General features: G+C 35.0%; 16 protein-coding genes. 8 read left to right on the top strand and 8 right to left on the bottom strand.

Annotation, left to right across the window (positions count from 1 at the left end; genetic code table 11):
* Nucleotides 1-149 precede the first annotated feature (149 nt).
* The 5 genes from GOQ17_RS05660 to GOQ17_RS16190 all read left to right on the top strand — a co-directional run bounded on the left by GOQ17_RS05660 (nt 150) and on the right by GOQ17_RS16190 (nt 8,262).
* The gene (locus GOQ17_RS05660) at nt 150-3,554 is read left to right on the top strand and encodes a SusC/RagA family TonB-linked outer membrane protein (RefSeq protein ID WP_236537073.1); all 3,405 of its coding nucleotides are present in this window, start codon (nt 150-152) and stop codon (nt 3,552-3,554) included.
* A gap of 36 nt (nt 3,555-3,590) precedes the next feature.
* Nucleotides 3,591-5,459: a RagB/SusD family nutrient uptake outer membrane protein gene (locus GOQ17_RS05655; protein ID WP_159636043.1), complete on the top strand. Its 1,869-nt coding sequence runs from the start codon at nt 3,591-3,593 to the stop codon at nt 5,457-5,459.
* Between the two features lie 8 nt (nt 5,460-5,467).
* Nucleotides 5,468-6,997, top strand: coding sequence for a DUF4832 domain-containing protein (locus GOQ17_RS05650; protein ID WP_159636040.1), 1,530 nt, complete (start codon nt 5,468-5,470; stop codon nt 6,995-6,997).
* 81 nt (nt 6,998-7,078) lie between these two features.
* Nucleotides 7,079-7,804, top strand: coding sequence for a hypothetical protein (locus tag GOQ17_RS16195; RefSeq protein WP_201288552.1), 726 nt, complete (start codon nt 7,079-7,081; stop codon nt 7,802-7,804).
* Between the two features lie 23 nt (nt 7,805-7,827).
* Nucleotides 7,828-8,262: a hypothetical protein gene (locus tag GOQ17_RS16190; RefSeq protein WP_201288550.1), complete on the top strand. Its 435-nt coding sequence runs from the start codon at nt 7,828-7,830 to the stop codon at nt 8,260-8,262.
* Between the two features lie 274 nt (nt 8,263-8,536).
* Here the strand turns inward: GOQ17_RS16190 and GOQ17_RS16570 are convergent, their stop codons facing one another.
* The 8 genes from GOQ17_RS16570 to GOQ17_RS05610 form a co-directional block, all read right to left on the bottom strand.
* Nucleotides 8,537-8,614, bottom strand: a complete 78-nt coding sequence (locus GOQ17_RS16570; RefSeq protein ID WP_394350600.1) for a hypothetical protein — start codon at nt 8,612-8,614, stop codon at nt 8,537-8,539.
* A complete protein-coding gene (locus tag GOQ17_RS16365) occupies nt 8,611-8,985 on the bottom strand; it encodes a hypothetical protein (RefSeq protein WP_236537072.1) in 375 nt (124 codons plus the stop codon). The genes GOQ17_RS16570 and GOQ17_RS16365 overlap by 4 nt, the downstream gene beginning before the upstream one ends.
* An 11-nt stretch (nt 8,986-8,996) precedes the next feature.
* Entirely contained in the window at nt 8,997-9,446 is a 450-nt protein-coding gene (arr, locus tag GOQ17_RS05635) for an NAD(+)--rifampin ADP-ribosyltransferase (RefSeq protein ID WP_159636037.1), read from the bottom strand.
* Between the two features lie 97 nt (nt 9,447-9,543).
* The gene (locus GOQ17_RS05630) at nt 9,544-9,969 is read right to left on the bottom strand and encodes an SRPBCC domain-containing protein (RefSeq protein WP_159636034.1); all 426 of its coding nucleotides are present in this window, start codon (nt 9,967-9,969) and stop codon (nt 9,544-9,546) included.
* Nucleotides 9,970-10,067: 98 nt separating this feature from the next.
* On the bottom strand, nt 10,068-10,658 hold the full coding sequence (locus GOQ17_RS05625; protein WP_159636031.1) for a Crp/Fnr family transcriptional regulator: 591 nt from the start codon (nt 10,656-10,658) through the stop codon (nt 10,068-10,070).
* Nucleotides 10,659-10,743: 85 nt separating this feature from the next.
* Nucleotides 10,744-11,172 (bottom strand): VOC family protein, encoded by a 429-nt coding sequence (locus GOQ17_RS05620; RefSeq protein ID WP_236537071.1) that lies wholly within the window; start codon nt 11,170-11,172, stop codon nt 10,744-10,746.
* On the bottom strand, nt 11,159-11,473 hold the full coding sequence (locus GOQ17_RS05615) for a helix-hairpin-helix domain-containing protein (protein ID WP_159636028.1): 315 nt from the start codon (nt 11,471-11,473) through the stop codon (nt 11,159-11,161). The genes GOQ17_RS05620 and GOQ17_RS05615 overlap by 14 nt, the downstream gene beginning before the upstream one ends.
* Nucleotides 11,474-11,796: 323 nt before the next feature.
* Nucleotides 11,797-13,584, bottom strand: a complete 1,788-nt coding sequence (locus GOQ17_RS05610) for an AMP-dependent synthetase/ligase (protein ID WP_159636025.1) — start codon at nt 13,582-13,584, stop codon at nt 11,797-11,799.
* Nucleotides 13,585-13,826: 242 nt separating this feature from the next.
* Between GOQ17_RS05610 and GOQ17_RS05605 the strand changes: the two genes are divergently transcribed.
* From GOQ17_RS05605 to GOQ17_RS05595, 3 genes are all read left to right on the top strand, one after another.
* Nucleotides 13,827-15,668 carry a carbon starvation CstA family protein gene (locus GOQ17_RS05605; protein WP_201288549.1) on the top strand — a complete coding sequence of 614 codons (1,842 nt, stop codon included), beginning with the start codon at nt 13,827-13,829 and terminating at the stop codon, nt 15,666-15,668.
* Nucleotides 15,669-15,875: 207 nt separating this feature from the next.
* Nucleotides 15,876-16,862: a YihY/virulence factor BrkB family protein gene (locus GOQ17_RS05600; protein WP_159636022.1), complete on the top strand. Its 987-nt coding sequence runs from the start codon at nt 15,876-15,878 to the stop codon at nt 16,860-16,862.
* 82 nt (nt 16,863-16,944) lie between these two features.
* Nucleotides 16,945-18,636 carry a GMC oxidoreductase gene (locus tag GOQ17_RS05595; protein ID WP_236537070.1) on the top strand — a complete coding sequence of 564 codons (1,692 nt, stop codon included), beginning with the start codon at nt 16,945-16,947 and terminating at the stop codon, nt 18,634-18,636.
* Nucleotides 18,637-18,667 lie beyond the last annotated feature (31 nt).

The following is an 18,667-nucleotide window of genomic DNA, read 5'->3' as shown; positions in this document are numbered from 1 at the left end:
GAGCGTCGCCCTCACATGATTAAATTATCGAGCGTAGATTTCCTAGATGCTGACGCTCAATATTCGATAACCAGTAAAACAAATTTATGATTTATTATTTACGAACAAAGCATTCTTATGCTTTGAAACTCATTATTTGCATGAAGTTAATGATGATTTTGACATGTATTTGCTTACATGTTTCTGCAAATGTTTTTTCTCAAAAAGTCTCTATTAGTCTCAAGAATGCATCTCTTCAAAATGTTTTAAAAGAGATCGAGCAGAAAAGTGATGTTAGATTTGTGTATAGTTCAGAAGTTTTGTCTGATAATAAGGTGCATACTATCACCTTTACCAATAAGCAAATAGATTACGTGCTGAAACATTTATTGAAAGGTACCAATTTGGATTATTCCAAATCAGCTAATAATCTAATCGTTATTTCGGCGATACAGCAATCTACTATAACAGGTACAGTACGTGATACAAACGGTGGTGTTATGACTGGTGCGACAGTCAGACTAAGAGGGACTAATGAGGTTACAACTACCGATGTGGAAGGTAAATTTTCTATTAAAATTCCAAGTAATGGAGGCATATTAATTGTCTCATATTTGGGATTCGAAGATTTTACAACCCATGTGACAACTACTCAAAATATAGATATAGTAATGCAGCCAAGTGCTGATAGCCAATTGGATGAGATTATTGTGGTAGGTTATGGAACTCAAAACAAGTCTAAAGTATCTGACGCATTAACTACGGTCAAAATGGATGAGGTAATGCGTGATAGACCATTGAGTAATGCAGGTGTGGCTTTGGAAGGAACTATACCAGGATTAAATATATCAGTTAGTTCAGGACAGCCAGGAACAAAGCCTGGTTTTAATATTCGCGGTTGGTCGTCCATTAATGGAGGAGATCCATTATTCGTCGTGGATAATATACCTATGGAAGATATTTCATTATTAAATCCTGCTGATTTTGAAAGTGTGACTGTTTTAAAAGATGCTTCTGCATCTGTGTTATATGGTGCAAGAGCTGCATTTGGTGTTGTATTAATAACTACAAAAAAGGGAAGTCTGAACCAACCACTAAATTTTGAATACGCAGCAGGTATATCTCCAACGATTGTTAGTACATTGCCTAAAAAACTTACACCTCGAGAGTGGGTTGATGTCTTGAAGCGAATTGGTCAAGATAGATGGTGGTCAGGTCCGGATATTCATACATTTGATTCATTGCTTAATTATTATGATAAGAATCCAGGACAATTACCTGCAAATGGAATCGTAACAGAAGGTACACAAAAATATTCGTTAAAATCACACGATCAGTTTGGTGCATACTTTGAAGGAGGTAACGAACAATATCATAATTTTACTGCGTCTGGCGGATCAGAAAAGATATTCTTTCGTTCATCAATACGTCTAGTTAATGAAAACGGAGTTATTGTGGGACCAAATGATAAATTCAAGCGATGGTCTACGGACAATACTATTTCCACAAAGTTGACATCTTCATTAGATTTTCAGGGTAAAATAATGTATAATAATTTTAATCGTACAGAGCCAGGAGACGGATTCAATTATCCATTCTATGCAATGGTTACTCAACCAAGTTTTACTCCAATTGGATACGATTCGGTGATGGTTAATGGGGTAAAGAAATATTTGCCATATCAAACCCAAAATAATATGGTTCAACTTCAAAATCCTAAAATAAGAAATGGAGATCAAATACGTTTAGGTACTAAATTAAATTTTAAACTTGTAGAAAATTTAACAGTAACTGGAGAATATACATTTGAGAAAACCTCAGAGGTGGAGAGTAGAGCAAATAATAATTCACTGATTGAGACCATTCATGGCGAATATTTAACTCATCAAACGTTAGATCCCAATGCCCAATCTTGGACAGAGTATTATCGTAATAATTATTTAAAAAATCACCAAATATTAAATGTATACGCTAAATATGATTTTACACAATTAGGTGATCATCATGCGGATGTAATGATTGGTACCAACCAAGAATATATTGATTATGCGGCAAATGGTGTATCACGAAAGGGTTTACTTTCTTTACAAGCTCCTGCAATCAAAAATGCGACAGGTGCGATTGATGGTTGGGATGGATATTATAGAAATGCTATTTCGGGATATTTTGGACAGATACATTATGATTACAAAAATAAATATATAGTTCAATTAAGTGGTCGCTATGATGGCTCATCACGTTATTTGGCTGGAAATAGATTTGGATTTTTCCCATCAGGATCTATCGCGTGGAATATTATGTCGGAAGATTTTATGTCTTCCAATACTTTCTTCAACACATTAAAGCTGAGATCTTCTTATGGTGCTATTGGTAATCAAGTGATTAAAGATGTGTATTATCCTGAAATTGCCGCCATGGACGCATATAATACCAATTGGCTTAATCTATCTACAGGCTTGCCATATACAGGTATAGGTACGCCTCCTTTAATCAGTAATACATTAACATGGGAACGGGTTACTACAGCTGGGGTTGGTATTGATGCGACTATGCTTAGGAATAGGATGAGTGTTAATTTTGATTACTTCGTTCGTACAACTACAGGTATGATGACTGATGCTAAAGCTTTGCCTCAGGTACTAGGAACAGGTGCGCCACGTCAAAATTTAGCTGATTTAAGATCTAACGGTTTTGAATTATCAATTGGTTGGAATGATCGTATAGGGGATGTGAAGTATGGCATTTCAATGAACCTTTCGGATGATAAAGGTAAAATTACCAGATTCGACAATCCTTCTGGAGCTTTGTGGATGTATTATGAAGGACAAAATCTAGGTGAAATTTGGGGATACGAAAGTAAAGGTTTATTCCAAAAAGATCATTTTGAAGGATTAAATGGTACTAATGAAGGGGGGAAATTAACCGATCAAGCTAAAAATAATGGTTGGGTACCGTTTGAAGGTGTTAATCAAAATCCTGGGGATATGGCTTTTGTAGACCAAAATGGTGATGGGGTTATCAATGGAGGCGATTGGACTTTAGAGAATCCTGGTGATAGAAAAGTAATAGGTAATACAAGTCATAGATATCGTTTTGGCATTAATGGTTCTCTTGGTTATAAAGGATTTGATTTTTCCTTCTTTATTAATGGGGTAGCTAAAAGAGATTTATACATAGATAATGCTTTTACACAGCCTTGGAAAGACCAGTATTTTGATATTCTAGCTCAGAACACTGATTTCTGGACAGTAGATAACCCTAATGCACATTTTTATCGATTATACCCAAATGGTGGAGGAAATCAATGGACAAGTAGAAATACACAAACAAGGTATTTGTTAAGTGGCGCTTACTTACGGGTAAAAAATTTAGCATTAGGGTATACGCTTCCAACAGAAGCAACAAACAAAATTTTCATGAAAAAGATACGTCTATTTATTTCTGCTGAAAATATGTTTACAATTGACAATTTGCAATCAGGTATGGATCCTGGTACTGATATACTGAATGATTGGTCTGGCGGTACTTACCCTTATATCAAAAAATTCAATTTCGGTATTAATGTTAATTTCTAATGTAAGGAGGTAATAGGTATGAAAAATTTTAAGATAATGATATCAAAATTAAAATATATAATAGCTGCTGGTATATTGTCAAGTAGTGTACTGAGCTGTAATAAATTAGATCAATATCCATTAGATAAATTAAGTGAACAAACTACATTCTTGAATGATTTTGGTTTTCAATCATTTGCTTGGCAATTTTATAATGTATTTACAGCATATGATAATTATGGAGGAGGAACAGGTGAGAGTGCAGGAACATCACCTTATAGTATCGGAAACGATATAAATAGTGATATTCTCGCCACCTCAGCACCTAATTCACAGTCTAGATGGATAGCTCAATTGAAAACTGTTCCAAATGAGGATGGCTTTTATAAAGATAGTTATAGCCGATTAAGATCAATCAATATTATGCTTTCTAATATAGATGGAGCCCCAATTCCAGAAGAGAGGAAAAAGCATTGGAGAGCGGTATGTTATTTTTTTAGAGCTTACAACTATGCCAATCTAATTAATTTGTATGGAGATGTGCCATATGTTGATAAATTACTTAAGGATACTGATCAGGAACTTTATTTACCCCGAACTGCTCGTGATATTGTTGCAACCAAAATCATGGAAGATTTAAATTATGCTGTAGATAATCTAGCGCCAAGTGATACACGTAATATTTTAACTTCCGATGCTGCATTAGCATTTATTTCAAGATTTGGACTTAGAGAAGGAACTTGGAGAAAATATCATAAAGAAGAGACAATAACTCCTTTAGAAATTAATCCCAATGTCTTTTTGGAAGCAAGTTTAGAAGCTTCTAAAAAGCTAATAGCTAAGTACCCAAAACTAGCAGCTAGCTATGATGATGATTTTAATAGTGATAATCTTGAAGGAGTCGATGGTATCATTATGTTCAAAGCTTATGGTGGTAATGGAACGCTAAATGTAGGACATAGTTTCACTGGCAATCAAATGAATAGATTTGGTTATCTAGATTTGACAAAAGCGGCTGTTGATCAATATTTGTGTACAGATGGGCAGACTCGATTCACTAGTCCATTGTTCAAAGGTGATAAGAATGCGTATGATGAATTTAGAAATAGAGATCATAGATTGTATTACACTGTGCCACCTCCTTACAGAGTGATCATTACTGAATCTATGTCAACTTCTTTTACATATACTAATGATCCACGAGATACATCATATTTTGGATTTATGCGAAGTATATCTACTGATTTGCACAAAACGTTACCTGTGACTACAGGAGGTGTACCAGGCAATGCTGTAATAATTGGTATAGAACCGAATTTCTTTGATGTGTCTTTAGATGCCCAAGGTACTAATCTTCAAAACACATTTACTGGATATAGACTGTATAAATACGCTAATAATTTAGGGTCTGTAGGTATTGGTAAATGGTCTGATGCACCTATATTCAGACTTAGTGAAATTTTGATGAATTATGCTGAAGTTACTTATGAATTAGGACAATTTAATCAAGCCATAGCAGATGCCACAATTAATAAAACTAGAGAACGTGGTAAAGTTGCATTATTGAATATAGCTAATATTCCGAATGATCCAACAAGAGATCCCAATGTTAATCCGATTCTATGGGAAATCCGCCGAGAACGCAATATAGAGCTAATGGGAGAGGGTTTTAGATTTGATGATTTGAGACGTTGGAAGAAAATGGAATATGCTACCAAAGTAAAACTGGGTAGATACATTAAGAAGGGAGCTGATTATGTCCCTGCTGATACAAAAATTCCGATTCAAAATGGAGTAAATGAGGGATATATTTCTTATGAACCAGTACCGAATACAAATTATCCTGAGTATTATTATTTGTATCCAATACCTTCTGGTCAAATAGTCCTAAACGATAATCTTAAGCAAAACCCAGGATGGAAATAAATATTATTATGAAAAGATTGTATCAATATGCACTTATTTTAGTAATTCTACTGTTGATAGCTTGTACTAAAGACACAAAATCTCCAGAGGAGCCAACGCCAGAACCAGAGGTAGAAATAGATCAAAGCGAAAAAGTAACGGTATCATTTAAAGCAGATGATAAGTCATTGATTCGTAATCCAGGAATGGGATGGACGGTGTATGACGATGCCATTTGGACGCCAGCTAATGCCAATACATACTGGGAGCAACAAAGTGAATATGCGAATAAATATGCTTCTACCTTTTATATTCGTTGGCGCTGGTCTGATTTTGAACCAGAAGAAGGAAAATATGCATGGGATCATGATGAGAATTTCAAAGCTTTAGTAAAAGGTGCTCTTGATAGAAACCTGAAATTAGCCTTTCGTGTATATATTGATGGTCAAGATAATCAAAATCAAGCTACCCCTGATTTTGTACGTAAAGCAGGTGCGCAAGGATATAATACTACTGATGGACGAAATCATTGGAATCCTTATGTGGATGATCCTATCTTTCAAGAGAAGTACTCCAACTTTGTAAAAGCATTTGCAGCAAAATTTGATGATCCTGAAATAGTGGAGTATGTTGATGTATACAATATTGGTTTTTGGGGTGAAGGACATAATGCTGGTTATATTAACTATGACGCAAATAAAGATAAAACTGACCGTTGGCTCATTAATCTTTATGGTGATAATTTCAAACGAGTAATCCCTGTTTTTCTATCTAATATTTTACAACATATCAATCCAAGTATAATAAATGGCGAGGTTCTCAAAAATCAGCAAATGGCTCTTCGTAGAGACGGTCTAGGAAGTCGATACTTGGAAGATAGAGAGATAAGCCTAATGCTATCAGCATTTCCACAAACAATGATTGTTGGTGAGCAAGCCTATTATGGTGGAAATGATTTGGAAGGTGATTGGAAACCTTTTAGAAGCGATCATTTGTATAATTCAAGCTCTATTTGGCGAGATAATTATAGACTATCGTTAGCTCACGCCTACAAATTAAGGGCTAATTATATGGATTTACGAAACCATACAGAAACTAAAGGATGGGTGGAAACATCAGTTGACTATGTTCAAGAATTTATGATTATAGGAGGATATCGATTCTATCCAAGTAAAATTGTTGCAGATAAATATATGGTATCTGGTAAAGATTTTAATATCACTCACGAGTGGAATAATATGGGATTGGGTGTATGTCCAAATAAAAATAAGCGATGGAACAATAAATTTAAAGTCGCATTTGCATTGATTGATGCGACAGATCAAATTAAAAAGACTTTTGTTGATACAGAAGCAAATCCAGGAGACTGGGTTGGTGGCGATGTGTTCAAGTATAATTTCAAATCAGCAGATACTAAGGATTTAACTTCTGGCAAATATACCTTAGCTTTGGCTATTATTAATGATCAAAATGAAAATAAACCAGGTATTAATTTAGCTATTGAAAATCAAAAAATAGTCAATGGCTGGACTACACTTACTGAAATTACTGTATTATAATAAAATAACATTGTTTTATAATTATTATGTTGTTGGGGTAGAGGTTTCCAAATCCTCACCTCAACTTCTTTTATCACGACCATGTCTAAAGTATTTTTTACTATATTTTTACTTCTTTTCGCAAACTGCTCTTTGCAGTGGGATAATTCAACGTTAGTTATAACACCCACATATGATTCCAAATCCTTAATACGAAATCCAGCAATGGGTTGGGGAATGTATGATGATGCTAGTGGCGAAGTTCAAAATGCAGATACATATTGGAAAGCTCAAGATACTGCTGCTCGTAAATATGCTTCATTTTTCTATGTTCGGTGGCGGTGGTCTGATATGGAGCCAGAAGAAGGAAAATATGCTTGGAAATACAATGATAATTTCAAAAAGCTAATACAAGGTGCATTAGATAGGGGACTTAAATTATCTTTTCGGGTATATGATAACGGACAGGATAATCTTAGACCCGGAACTCCAAAATTTGTAAGAGAAGCTGGCGCGAAAGGTTATCATGTACGCTCAGAGAAAATTAATCATTGGACACCATTTCCAGATGATCCTATTTTTCAAGAGAAATGGACAAATTTTGTCAAAGCTTTCGCTGCTGAATTTGATAATCCTGATATCGTTGATTTTGTGGACGGCTTTTCGATTGGAGCTTTGGGAGAAGCACATTCTATACGCTTGATGGATTCTTCGAAACTAAGACAAGTTTTTGATTGGTATACTTCTTTGTATTCGGATAATTTCAAACATGTTTTGGTCGCTTTACCTTTTAATGGACAAGTAGGATTCGACACCGAAAAAAAATAGCTATAGATAATAAAGGGTATAGCATGCGCCGTGATGGTCTTGGCAGTGAATGGTTTACTTCTTACGAAAAGTGCATTGCAAAACGCATGTTTGGAAAAACGCTATTGATTGGAGAGTCCTGTTATTGGGGCTGTTCGACAGCCGATAAAAATTGCAGACCCTTTGATAAGGACCGTGTCTATAAATTTGATTCATGGTTGGATGTATATGAATTGACCTATAAGGATGCTATTCAACATGGATTTAATACGTTAGACTTGCGCGAAATCCCAGAGACAAAAGGTTGGATGACTTTAGCACCACATTTAGTACAAGGTTTTATTGAGCAAGGTGGATATAGATTATATCCCAATAAAGTTTCAATTCCAAAGCTAATCAATGCGAATCAAGAATTTGTTATAAAGCATACTTGGCGTAATATGGGTACAGGCTATTTGCCCAATAATAATCCTAAATGAAATTTTAAATATAAGCTTGCATTCGCTCTAATTGACCAGAATGGAAATGCGGTAAAATATTGGATTGATGAAAAAGCTGAGCCGTCTTTATGGATAAAACAGGGAAGAGAATATGAATATTCACTTAATATCAACACAAATAATATTTCCAAAGGTGAATATACGCTGGGCGTAGCGGTAATAGATAAATCCAAACAGGATAAACCGTCTCTAAATTTAGCCCTATCAAATCATAAATTGGATAATGGTTGGTATGCTCTACACAATGTGGAGATTAACTAATATTTCGTTTGTACATAATATAATCCGTTACTAACGGCTTAATACCGAGATTTCTACATTCTGTAGCTATCTGTGCTCGATGATAAGTCGAATGGTTGATAATGTGAAAAAGAATGTCTTCAATCTTGTTGTTAAATTGCTCACCTTTTGAGTTTCTATGGATACGATAGTACTCAAATTATTATTTTGTAAAATATTGATTGTCTTATCATAATTTTGAGCATTGATAGTTGGAATATTCTCCCAGCTATTCAACTGCCAAACACCAAATTCTTCTTCTTTATTGATACGTGCATTCCATATTTGATGGGCATTTATTGTATGAGATATAAGTTCGAATATTTTTTCTGAAATGGTGGGTTCATGCTGCGTAATTAGCTGAATAACCTGTTTGTTCATTTCATAGTTGTAAGCAAATAATTCATTGAATTTATCTTTCATAATTAGGTTATTTAAAATTCGTCATTTAAAGAATCTACTCCTTGTTCTTTTAATTTTTGAAGTGCTTTTTTCATTGCCTCAACTTGTTCTTCAGGATGTCCTTTCCAAACAGTCACTTCTCCAACTACTCGAAAAGGCGAAGTAGAACGATATGACATAGTTGGGTTGCCGTGGAATTTTTTGTCCGTCAAGTCCGGGTCATTCTCTATTTCACCCAATGGTTCGACCAAATATATACGCTCCTTGCTATTGCCAATCGCAAGTTCTGCTCCCCAAATAGCAGCGTCTAAAGTTGCCGAAAGGAATATATATTTTGCAGTGCGTTGTTTGCCATAGTTAGATGTATAGCCTGGTTCAATCAAATCACCTAATTGCAAATTTGCTTTGGTGCCGTGAAAATAGGTTTGAGCAAAAGTTGTTGCTGAATCATTATTATTGGTTTGGTTATTTTTATTATCCATAATTAAGCTGAAAATATACCTACAATAAATTTAGTGTATTTTACAAAAAGTTTATCTAATTGCTTGATTAAGTTTTATAGATTATCTCCAAAAATCCCTACTGTTCAGCTAATGATTTAAGTTGCTGATTCATCAATTTAAACCCTTGTTCGGTATTTGATAAGTTAATCATTCCAACTAAAATTCCACTAAATTCTTCTTTGTGTATGAAAGTGGTACTTCCATCGGGATTTTCTTGAAGTCGAAAGATATGTGTTCCATCAAATAGTCCTTTAAACAAAAGTTTTCCTTTCCATATGAATTCCTTTTCGGGTATGTGAGAAAGTACCTGAGGTTTAAAATTCATATTACTCCCATTAGGAGGTGTAATATTAATGTTTAATTGATTTCCAACAATTGGTTCTCCAACGATTTTGCGAATAAATGGATTCCAGTCTGGATACTTCTCAAAATTTAAGAGAATAGTCCAAATTTTCTGTGCAGATGCTTGGATAGTTATAGATGTACTAATTTCTTTTTTCATGTTTATCAATCATTTAATAAGAGCTCAAAGGCATTGTAATTTCAATAGCACAAAGTTCTGATAAGATTGACAAACGACTCTTGATATAAATCAAGAAATCAACAAAGTTGTTTTTTGCGAATTCTACTAAAAGTTTCGGGTGTCATACCCAACATGGATGCAATATATTGCAGTGGAATTTGATTGAAAAGTTCTTTGTTCTGCTCGAAAAAATTAAAGTATCGTTCTTCGGCCGTCATGGCTAGATGGCTAAAAACACGTTCTTCGAGTGTGATGAAGCAATGCATGATAAATTGCTTCTCGATTTCGTTCCATTGGGACAGAATAAATTTAAAAGAATCATAATCACTTTTGTGGATATAGAATATTTCGGTATCGACGAGTGTCTGCATATTCCAACGTGCAGGAGTATTGAACTGGAAACTGGCCAAATCCGTCAGAAAATATCCTTTGCCACTTACCCATTGCGTGACTTCTTTAGTCTCTAATTCAACAAAAATGCGCACGTAACCTGAAAGGACAAAATACATGTGTTGACAGGATTTGTCCTTATTTAGGAGAAATTCACCTTTCTTATGCGTTTTGTATTTGAATAAATCCGCTATTCGGCCTATTTCTTCGCTTCCTAATAGTCCAAAATTCTGTTTAATACTGTATTCTAATGTCGCACGCTTTTCAAGTAGATTCATCTTTGTTGTTTTAGGCAATAGAAGAGTAAAGATATTAGATATCAAAGGATTTTAAGAAAGTTATTGAATATATTGCTTTAATCTTTTATGCCTCTAGGAGGGTCTGAATATCAAATTTGCTCATCTGCATAAAGGCTTTGACCACATTGTCTCTCTTGCTTTCATCTGCCATCAATTGTGGTAATATGGTAGGAACTATTTGCCAAGAAATGCCAAATTTATCCGTTAGCCAACCACATCTATCGTATCTTCCGTCAGCACCGAGCTTTTCCCAGAAGTAATCAATTTGCTCTTGCGTATCACAATCGATTACAAATGAAACCGCGGGGGAGTGGAAATACTTTGGACCACCATGCAATGCCATAAAAGTTGTACCATTCAGCTTGAATAGCAGCGCAAATGGATTCTGTTGTTCGATATGCGCATCTTCAAAAATGGAACAATAGAATGTGGCTGCATCTAGAGCGTTATCTTCAAACCACAAGCAGGTATAAATAGGTTTACTTATTTTCATAATTTTTTGGTTTAATATCTATTCGAAAGGAGAGTTGTTGTTTCTCGAGACAGGATTTGAGAATTGGAATGCTGCTCTTTCCGATGCCGTGTAGTTTTAGGATTTCTCGCTCCGAAAAGGTCGCAAGTTTTTCCAACGAATCAATTTGTTGACTTTCGAGAGCACGCCGTGCTGGACTGTTTAGCAATTGCATAAATCCAATTGCATTAGTTGATATTAACTTTTCACAAATCGGACAAGTCGGACAATCCGATACCTTGTAAAAGCTATGTCCTTCAGTACAAGTTCTTTTTGCCTTCATTGTGGTGTTTCATTTTATGTCATAATCTAAAGTTATGAATTTTTGATAAATGGTATATTAGCAAAGGAATGGTTTTGATGTGAATCTAGTTTTCTAAAACCTTAAAAAACAAAATAACAGATTGACTTTGTATTAGCTAAGAAATTTTTAATTAAGCTCCCAACGCAATGAAAAATCATTTAATATTTCTTTTTGAATTTCGATTTATTTTTCAATTATATTGGATTCATTCATATAATTAAGCATACCAATTGGTATTAGAAAATCTAATAAACAATATTTAACTTAAAAAGATAAGGCTCGAAATTTCGAGCCTTATCTTTTTAATCTTCATCTGATTTGTACAATTCGTTGAATTGATTTTTATATTTTTCTAGAATTACTTTTCGTTTCATTTTTAATGTTGGTGTTAGTTCTCCACCATCTATTGTGAATTCATCGTGCAAGATTATGGGCTTTTTGATTTGCTCCCAGTTACCAAAGTGTTGATTTGCTAAGCGAACTTCTGCATTTATTTTTTTAACAATCGTAGGATGGCTCAAAAATTCATCTTTTTTCATACCGATCAACTCTGGTGCGCTAGACTTGCTCCAGTCAGCCAAATGACCATAATTTGGAACTATAAATGCCGAAGCAAATTTTTGACCGTCTCCAATCACCATCGCTTGTTCGATGAAATAGGATTCTACTAATTTCTTTTCTATAGGCTGAGGAATTACATATTTACCACCAGAAATTTTAAACATTTCTTTTTTACGGTCGATAATTTTGATGAATTTGCCTTCTTCCATCACAGCGATATCACCCGTATGCAACCAGCCATCAATAATTGTTTTAGCTGTTTCTTCTGGGTTTTTGTAATATCCTTGCATCACGTTAGGACCCTTGACTAGGATTTCGCCGTCTTCTGCCAACTTCACTTCTACATATTTCACAGGTAAACCTACTGTTCCTACGCGAATACCTTTGATATAATGGTTAACCGAAATCAATGGAGAAGCTTCAGTCATTCCATAGCCTTCATAAAGTGGAATACCAGCAGCTAAGAAAACACGGGCTAATTTATTTTGAAGTGAAGCAGAACCTGATGCTACGGTAACTAAATGTCCGCCCAAAGCTTCATACCACTTATCCAACACTAACTTCTTGGCAAGCTTTAATTTCATGTTGTATACAAACGATCTTTTGTCTGGATTTGGATCGTATGCTTCACCCACACTCACTGCCCAATCAAAAACTTTTCGTTTAGAACCACTCAACTCATGTCCTATTTTCATGATTTTCTCATATACTTTTTCAAGAATACGAGGTACAGCCGTCATGATGTGTGGTTTAGCTTCTTTGATATTATTTCCAATCTTATCTAATGATTCAGCTATGTACGTCGTGATACCAATGTACATATACGTATAGATTACCATCCTCTCGTAAGCATGACAAGGAGGTAAGAATGTCAAGGATCTGGTATAGGCTTGCAAAGGTGTGATTTCACGTGCAGCCATTACATTAAACATAATGTTATTATGTGTCAACATTACGCCTTTTGGCTTACCCGTGGTACCAGAGGTATATATTAAAGTCGCTAAATCTGAAGGCTTGACCGCATCGCTTCGTTGCTTTAATGTGTCGTCAGAAATGGTTTTACCCAATTCTACAATTTCTTTCCAATTACGGGAATCAGGTACCTCAGCAATACAGAAAATATACTTTAATGTGTATAGTGATTCTTGAAGATTTAAGATTCGACTGTATAAATTTTTGTTGCTTACGACACACAGCTTGATTTCTGCATCATTGAATATATACTGATAATCCGCATCCGTAATGTTTGGATACATCGCAACACATACTGCACCGACTTGCTGAATTGCAAAATCCATGATATGCCATTCTACGCTGCTGTCGGCTATCAGACCTACCTTTTCATGAGGCTTGACACCTAATTCTATTAATCCTTTTGAAATAGCATCAACTTTAGCGATAAATTCTGTCGATTTGATTTCTTTCCATTCATTATCGATTTTATATGCAAAAATAGAAAGATCAGGATATAGAGTTTGCTGCCTGCATGCTAAATCAAATAATCTTAAATCTTGTTGCTCTTGTTCCATAATTAATTCATCTGAATGTATTAAATATCAATAAAATAATACAATATCTAATACAACGTTTTGAAGACTGTTAAAGTTTGCGAAGATACAAAAATAATAGACTATGAATATCCTTTCCTCGAACTTGAGTTAGATTAATAGTTAACTATTTTAATGTCTATTATTAAATATTTTTAAAAATATACTTTATGATAATCAAGAATTTTTATATTTACTGCTTGTAATCAATATTCAAAAAACCTATGGAATCATTGAATGGTATAAATGCTTTAACACTCATTTTTGTTGCGCTACTTTTATTTGCAATTGCCTATCGTATTTACGGTTTGTTCATGGCAAATAAAGTCCTGCGATTGAATAATAAATATAATACACCAGCAGTCGAATTTGCAGATGGACATGATTATATATCGACCAATCGGAATGTATTATTTGGACATCATTTTGCAGCTATTGCGGCTGCAGGGCCATTGGTAGGTCCAGTTTTAGCGGCACAGTTTGGATATCTTCCAGGTGCATTGTGGATTTTGATAGGGTGTGTATTAGCAGGTGGGGTGCATGATATGATTGTATTGTTTGCCTCTGTACGTCATAAGGGAGAAAGTTTAGCATCCATAGCTTCAAAAGAGATTGGAAAAACTACTGGACTAATTGCCGGAATTGCTGTATTGTTTATTTTAATTTTAACGCTCGCAGGATTGTCTTTGGCCTGTATTAGCGCTATGCATGAAGCGTCTTGGTCTTTATTTACCGTAATAATTACGATGCCAATAGCCATATTGATGGGGTTGATTATGCGCTACCGCAAGGATTCGGTGCTGTTAGCAAGTATAATAGGCGGTGTTTTATTGATTGTAGGAATTATCGGTGGACATAGCCTGATGCAATACGAAAACATATCAAATATGTTTCATTGGGATATCGATACGATTGCTATTTCTATATCGGTTTACGGATTTCTTGCTTCTGTTTTGCCAATGTGGTTATTGCTTGTACCGAGAGATTACTTATCGACATATTTAAAAATAGGTACTATTCTAATGCTAGCCATTGGGATTATATTTGTGCAACCCACTATAGAAATGCCTGCATTGACCAATTTTATTAATGGTGGTGGTCCAGTAATTGGAGGTCCTGTATTGCCATTTATATTTATTGTGATAGCTTGTGGAGCGATTTCAGGATTTCATGCTGTCATTGCAACAGGTACTACTCCAAAAATGTTGTCTCGTGAGCGTGATATATTATTCGTAGGATACGGGGCGATGTTGGTAGAAGGTTTTGTAGCATTGATGGCATTAATTGCTGCATGTACTTTAATGCCAGGTGATTATTTCGCTATTAATACACCTGCGGCAGCTTATGAGAGTTTTATAGCTGCAAACCCACAGTTGACTGCTGTAGATTTGGATTCTTTTATTGAGCGAATAGGTATCGACTTATATGGTCGTACAGGTGGAGCTGTTTCTTTGGCTGTGGGTATGGCACATATTTTCGATAAGATACCGTTTATGAACGATGTGGTGGCGTATTGGTATAATTTTGCTATCATGTTCGAAGCTGTTTTTATTCTTACAGCTATTGATGCAGGCACGCGTGTGGGGAGATTCTTTTTACAAGAAATGTTAGGTGGCGTAATTCCTTCTTTTAAAAATAAAAACTGGTTACCAGGAATTATAATAAGTAGTGGACTTTTTACTTTTGCATGGGGCTATTTAGTTTATACAGGAAATGTGAGTAGTATTTGGCCATTGTTTGGCATTAGCAACCAATTACTTGCTGCGTGTGGATTAATAGTTTGTACTACTATGCTAATTCGTATGAATAGGGGTAAATATGCGCTTTGTACAGCGATCCCAGGAGTATTTATGGCAATAATAACATTCTGGGCAGGCTATGTTCAAGTTATGGATATGTATATTCCGACACATCAATATTTACTTGCGGGTTTAGCTATCTTGGCTATGTTTTTAATGCTTTTAGTATTTATAGGTGCATTCAGAAAGTGGTCTAATTTATTGAAAATAAAGACTACGCAGATTGATTATTACGGAGAAGAAGTTAAAGAATTAGTAGAACGTTAATAAAGTGGAAACCCACTAAAACGGGGAAGTATTAGTGGGTTGGAAGTATGTTGTAAATAAAACGATTATATCAAGTTTTAATCTTGATATAATATTTACAAACTCCATGCCATAAAAATATAATTTTGATAAATTAATTGATTATCAATAAAGTCAAACAAAAATTGTGGCGAAATGTTTAATTTGTTTAAATGATATTATCACATTATGAGCGAAAATAATCAAGAAACAAAGCCTAATTTTTTTAAAAGAAGTTTTACTGTTCTAAAGAATACAGTACAAGGATTTCTTAATGAAGACAGTTTAAAATACAGTGCTTCATTAGCTTATTATACCGTATTTTCAATTGGCCCTATTTTAGTATTGATGATTACCTTGGCTAGTCTTTTTTACGGAGAAGATGCTGTCAAAGGACGCCTGTTTGGAGAATTGAATGGTTTAGTTGGAGCAAGTGCAGCTAGTCAGATTCAATCAATTATTAAAAATTTAGAATTATCTGGCAAAAGTAATATAGCTTTGGTTATTAGTGGTATTACATTATTAATAGGTGCTACTACTGTTTTTGGTGATATTCAAAACTCTATTAATCGTATCTGGCATGTGCGTGCAAAACCTAAAAAAGGTTGGCTCAAGATTATAAAGGATAGACTATTGTCTTCCTCACTTATTATAGGTCTAGGTTTTCTCCTAGTCGTAACCTTAGTAATCAATGGTATTATTTTAACTTTTACCGATAATTTACAACGTTATTTCCCTGATATTACAGTATACCTATTTGATGCAGTGAATTTCTTATTGACTTTTGGAATCATCTTTATATTGTTTTCCGTTATTTTCAAAATTTTGCCAGATGTAAATATCAAATGGAGTACGGTTCGTGCTGGTGCAATATTTACTGCGGTATTATTTGTGATAGGTAGGTTGTTAATTGGATTTTACCTCCAAAATTCCGATACAGAATCGACATATGGTGCCGCAGGATCTATCGTTTTGATTTTACTCTGGGTATATTATACTGCTGCGATATTATATTTTGGTGCAGTTTTTACAAGAGAATATGCCTCCTATAAAGGAATTTCTATTGAGCCATCTGAATACGCAGTACATGTAGAAGTAAAAGAGATTGAGCGTAATGTATCTGAAATACCTCCTGCGCCACTAACTCAAGAAGAAAAAGTAATAGATAGAACATAATATTTAAAACAATACACATTCGAAATTACTATTATATTTTATTATGATGATTTCGGGACCTAAATCTACTTTAAAACACATAATGAATAAACCTAATACGTATGATGTAATAGTAATTGGATCAGGAATGTCTGGGGGATGGGCAGCTAAAGAATTTTGTGAAAATGGATTGAAAACGCTCATACTCGAGCGAGGGAAAGACGTTAAACATATAAGAGACTATCCGACAACGAATCTCGATCCTTGGGAATTACAACATGCTAATCATTTACCGTTAACTCTTAAAAAAGATAACCCAGTAGCATCTCGATGTTATGCATTTAAAGAAGATGCACAACATTTTTTTCTCCATGATAAGGAACAAGAATATATTCAAGAAAAGCCATTCGATTGGATTAGAGCCGATGCAACAGGAGGTAAGTCCTTATTATGGGCAAGACAAGTGCAGCGTTGGTCAGATTATGATTTTGAAGGTCCTGCACGTGACGGGTTTGCTGTTGATTGGCCTATACGTTACAAAGATATCGCTCCATGGTATTCATATGTAGAAAGATTTATTGGTGTTGCGGGGCATAAGGAAGGAAATCCTTATATGCCTGATGGCGAATTCTTACCTGGATTCGATCTAAATGTTGTGGAACTGGCTGTAAAAGAGAAATTGAAACTACGCTATCCTGATAGACAGGTCATACAAGGTCGATGTGCACATATCACTGATCCCCAACCTATACATATTATGCAAGGTCGTACTAAATGCCAAAATCGCGTATTATGCCAAAGAGGCTGCCCATTTGGTGGCTATTTTTCATCTACTTCATCCACAATACCGTGGGCTGCCAAAACCGGTAATTTGACATTGAAATCTAACAAGATCGTTGAATCAATTATTTATGATGAGAATGAAGGTAAGGCAGTAGGTGTAAGAGTGATTGATAGAAATACAGATAAGGTGGAAGAGTATTTTGCACGTATTATTTTTGTAAATGCTTCGACATTGGCGACAAATCTAATTTTGCTCAATTCAAAATCAAGTCGCTTCCCAAATGGACTTGGGAACGATAATGGTCTCATGGGGAAATACGTTGCTTTTCACAATTATATGGGGAATGTTGGCGGATCAATAGAAGGTTTTGAGGATAAATATTATTACGGTAAGCGCCCGACACAGCCAATTATTCCTAATTTCAGAAATGTACATAAGCAGGAAAGTGATTTTTTACGTGGCTACGCTAGCTTCTTTAGTGCTTATCGTCCTACCGGAAAATGGACAGATGGTCCACAAGTTGGTGGAAAATATAAAGATAACCTAACCGAAGTCGGGGGATGGTGGGTATGGATGATTATGCAAGGTGAAACAATTCCTTCTGAGCATAATTATATAAAACTAAGTGAACAAAAAAAGGATAAATATGGTTTACCACAATTAATCACGAATATCGGATATCAGGATAATGACTACAAAAGTATGGAAGATTTTTTAGCACAAGGATCTGAAATGCTAGAAGCTGTGGGTGTTAAAAATATTTCTCCAAATAGAAATAATCAAAATCCTGGGTTAGATATTCATGAGATGGGTGGTGTGCGTATGGGAAATGATCCAAAAACTTCACTTTTGAATAAATGGAACCAATTACATCATTGTAAAAATGTATTTGTCACCGATGGTGCGGCAATGACCTCAACAGGAACCCAAAATCCCTCGCTGACTTTTATGGCATTAACGGCCCGTGCAGCACACTATGCCATGGAAGAGATGAAAAGAGGAAATCTATAACTGGGGGAGTAAAAAATAAGCGACTTAAATT

The organism is Sphingobacterium composti (genome assembly GCF_009829075.1).
In the GTDB taxonomy this organism is placed as follows: Bacteria; Bacteroidota; Bacteroidia; order Sphingobacteriales; family Sphingobacteriaceae; genus Sphingobacterium; species Sphingobacterium composti.
The sequence above is the reverse complement of the archived record's forward strand: the minus strand, read 5'-3'. Positions and strand labels throughout refer to the sequence as shown.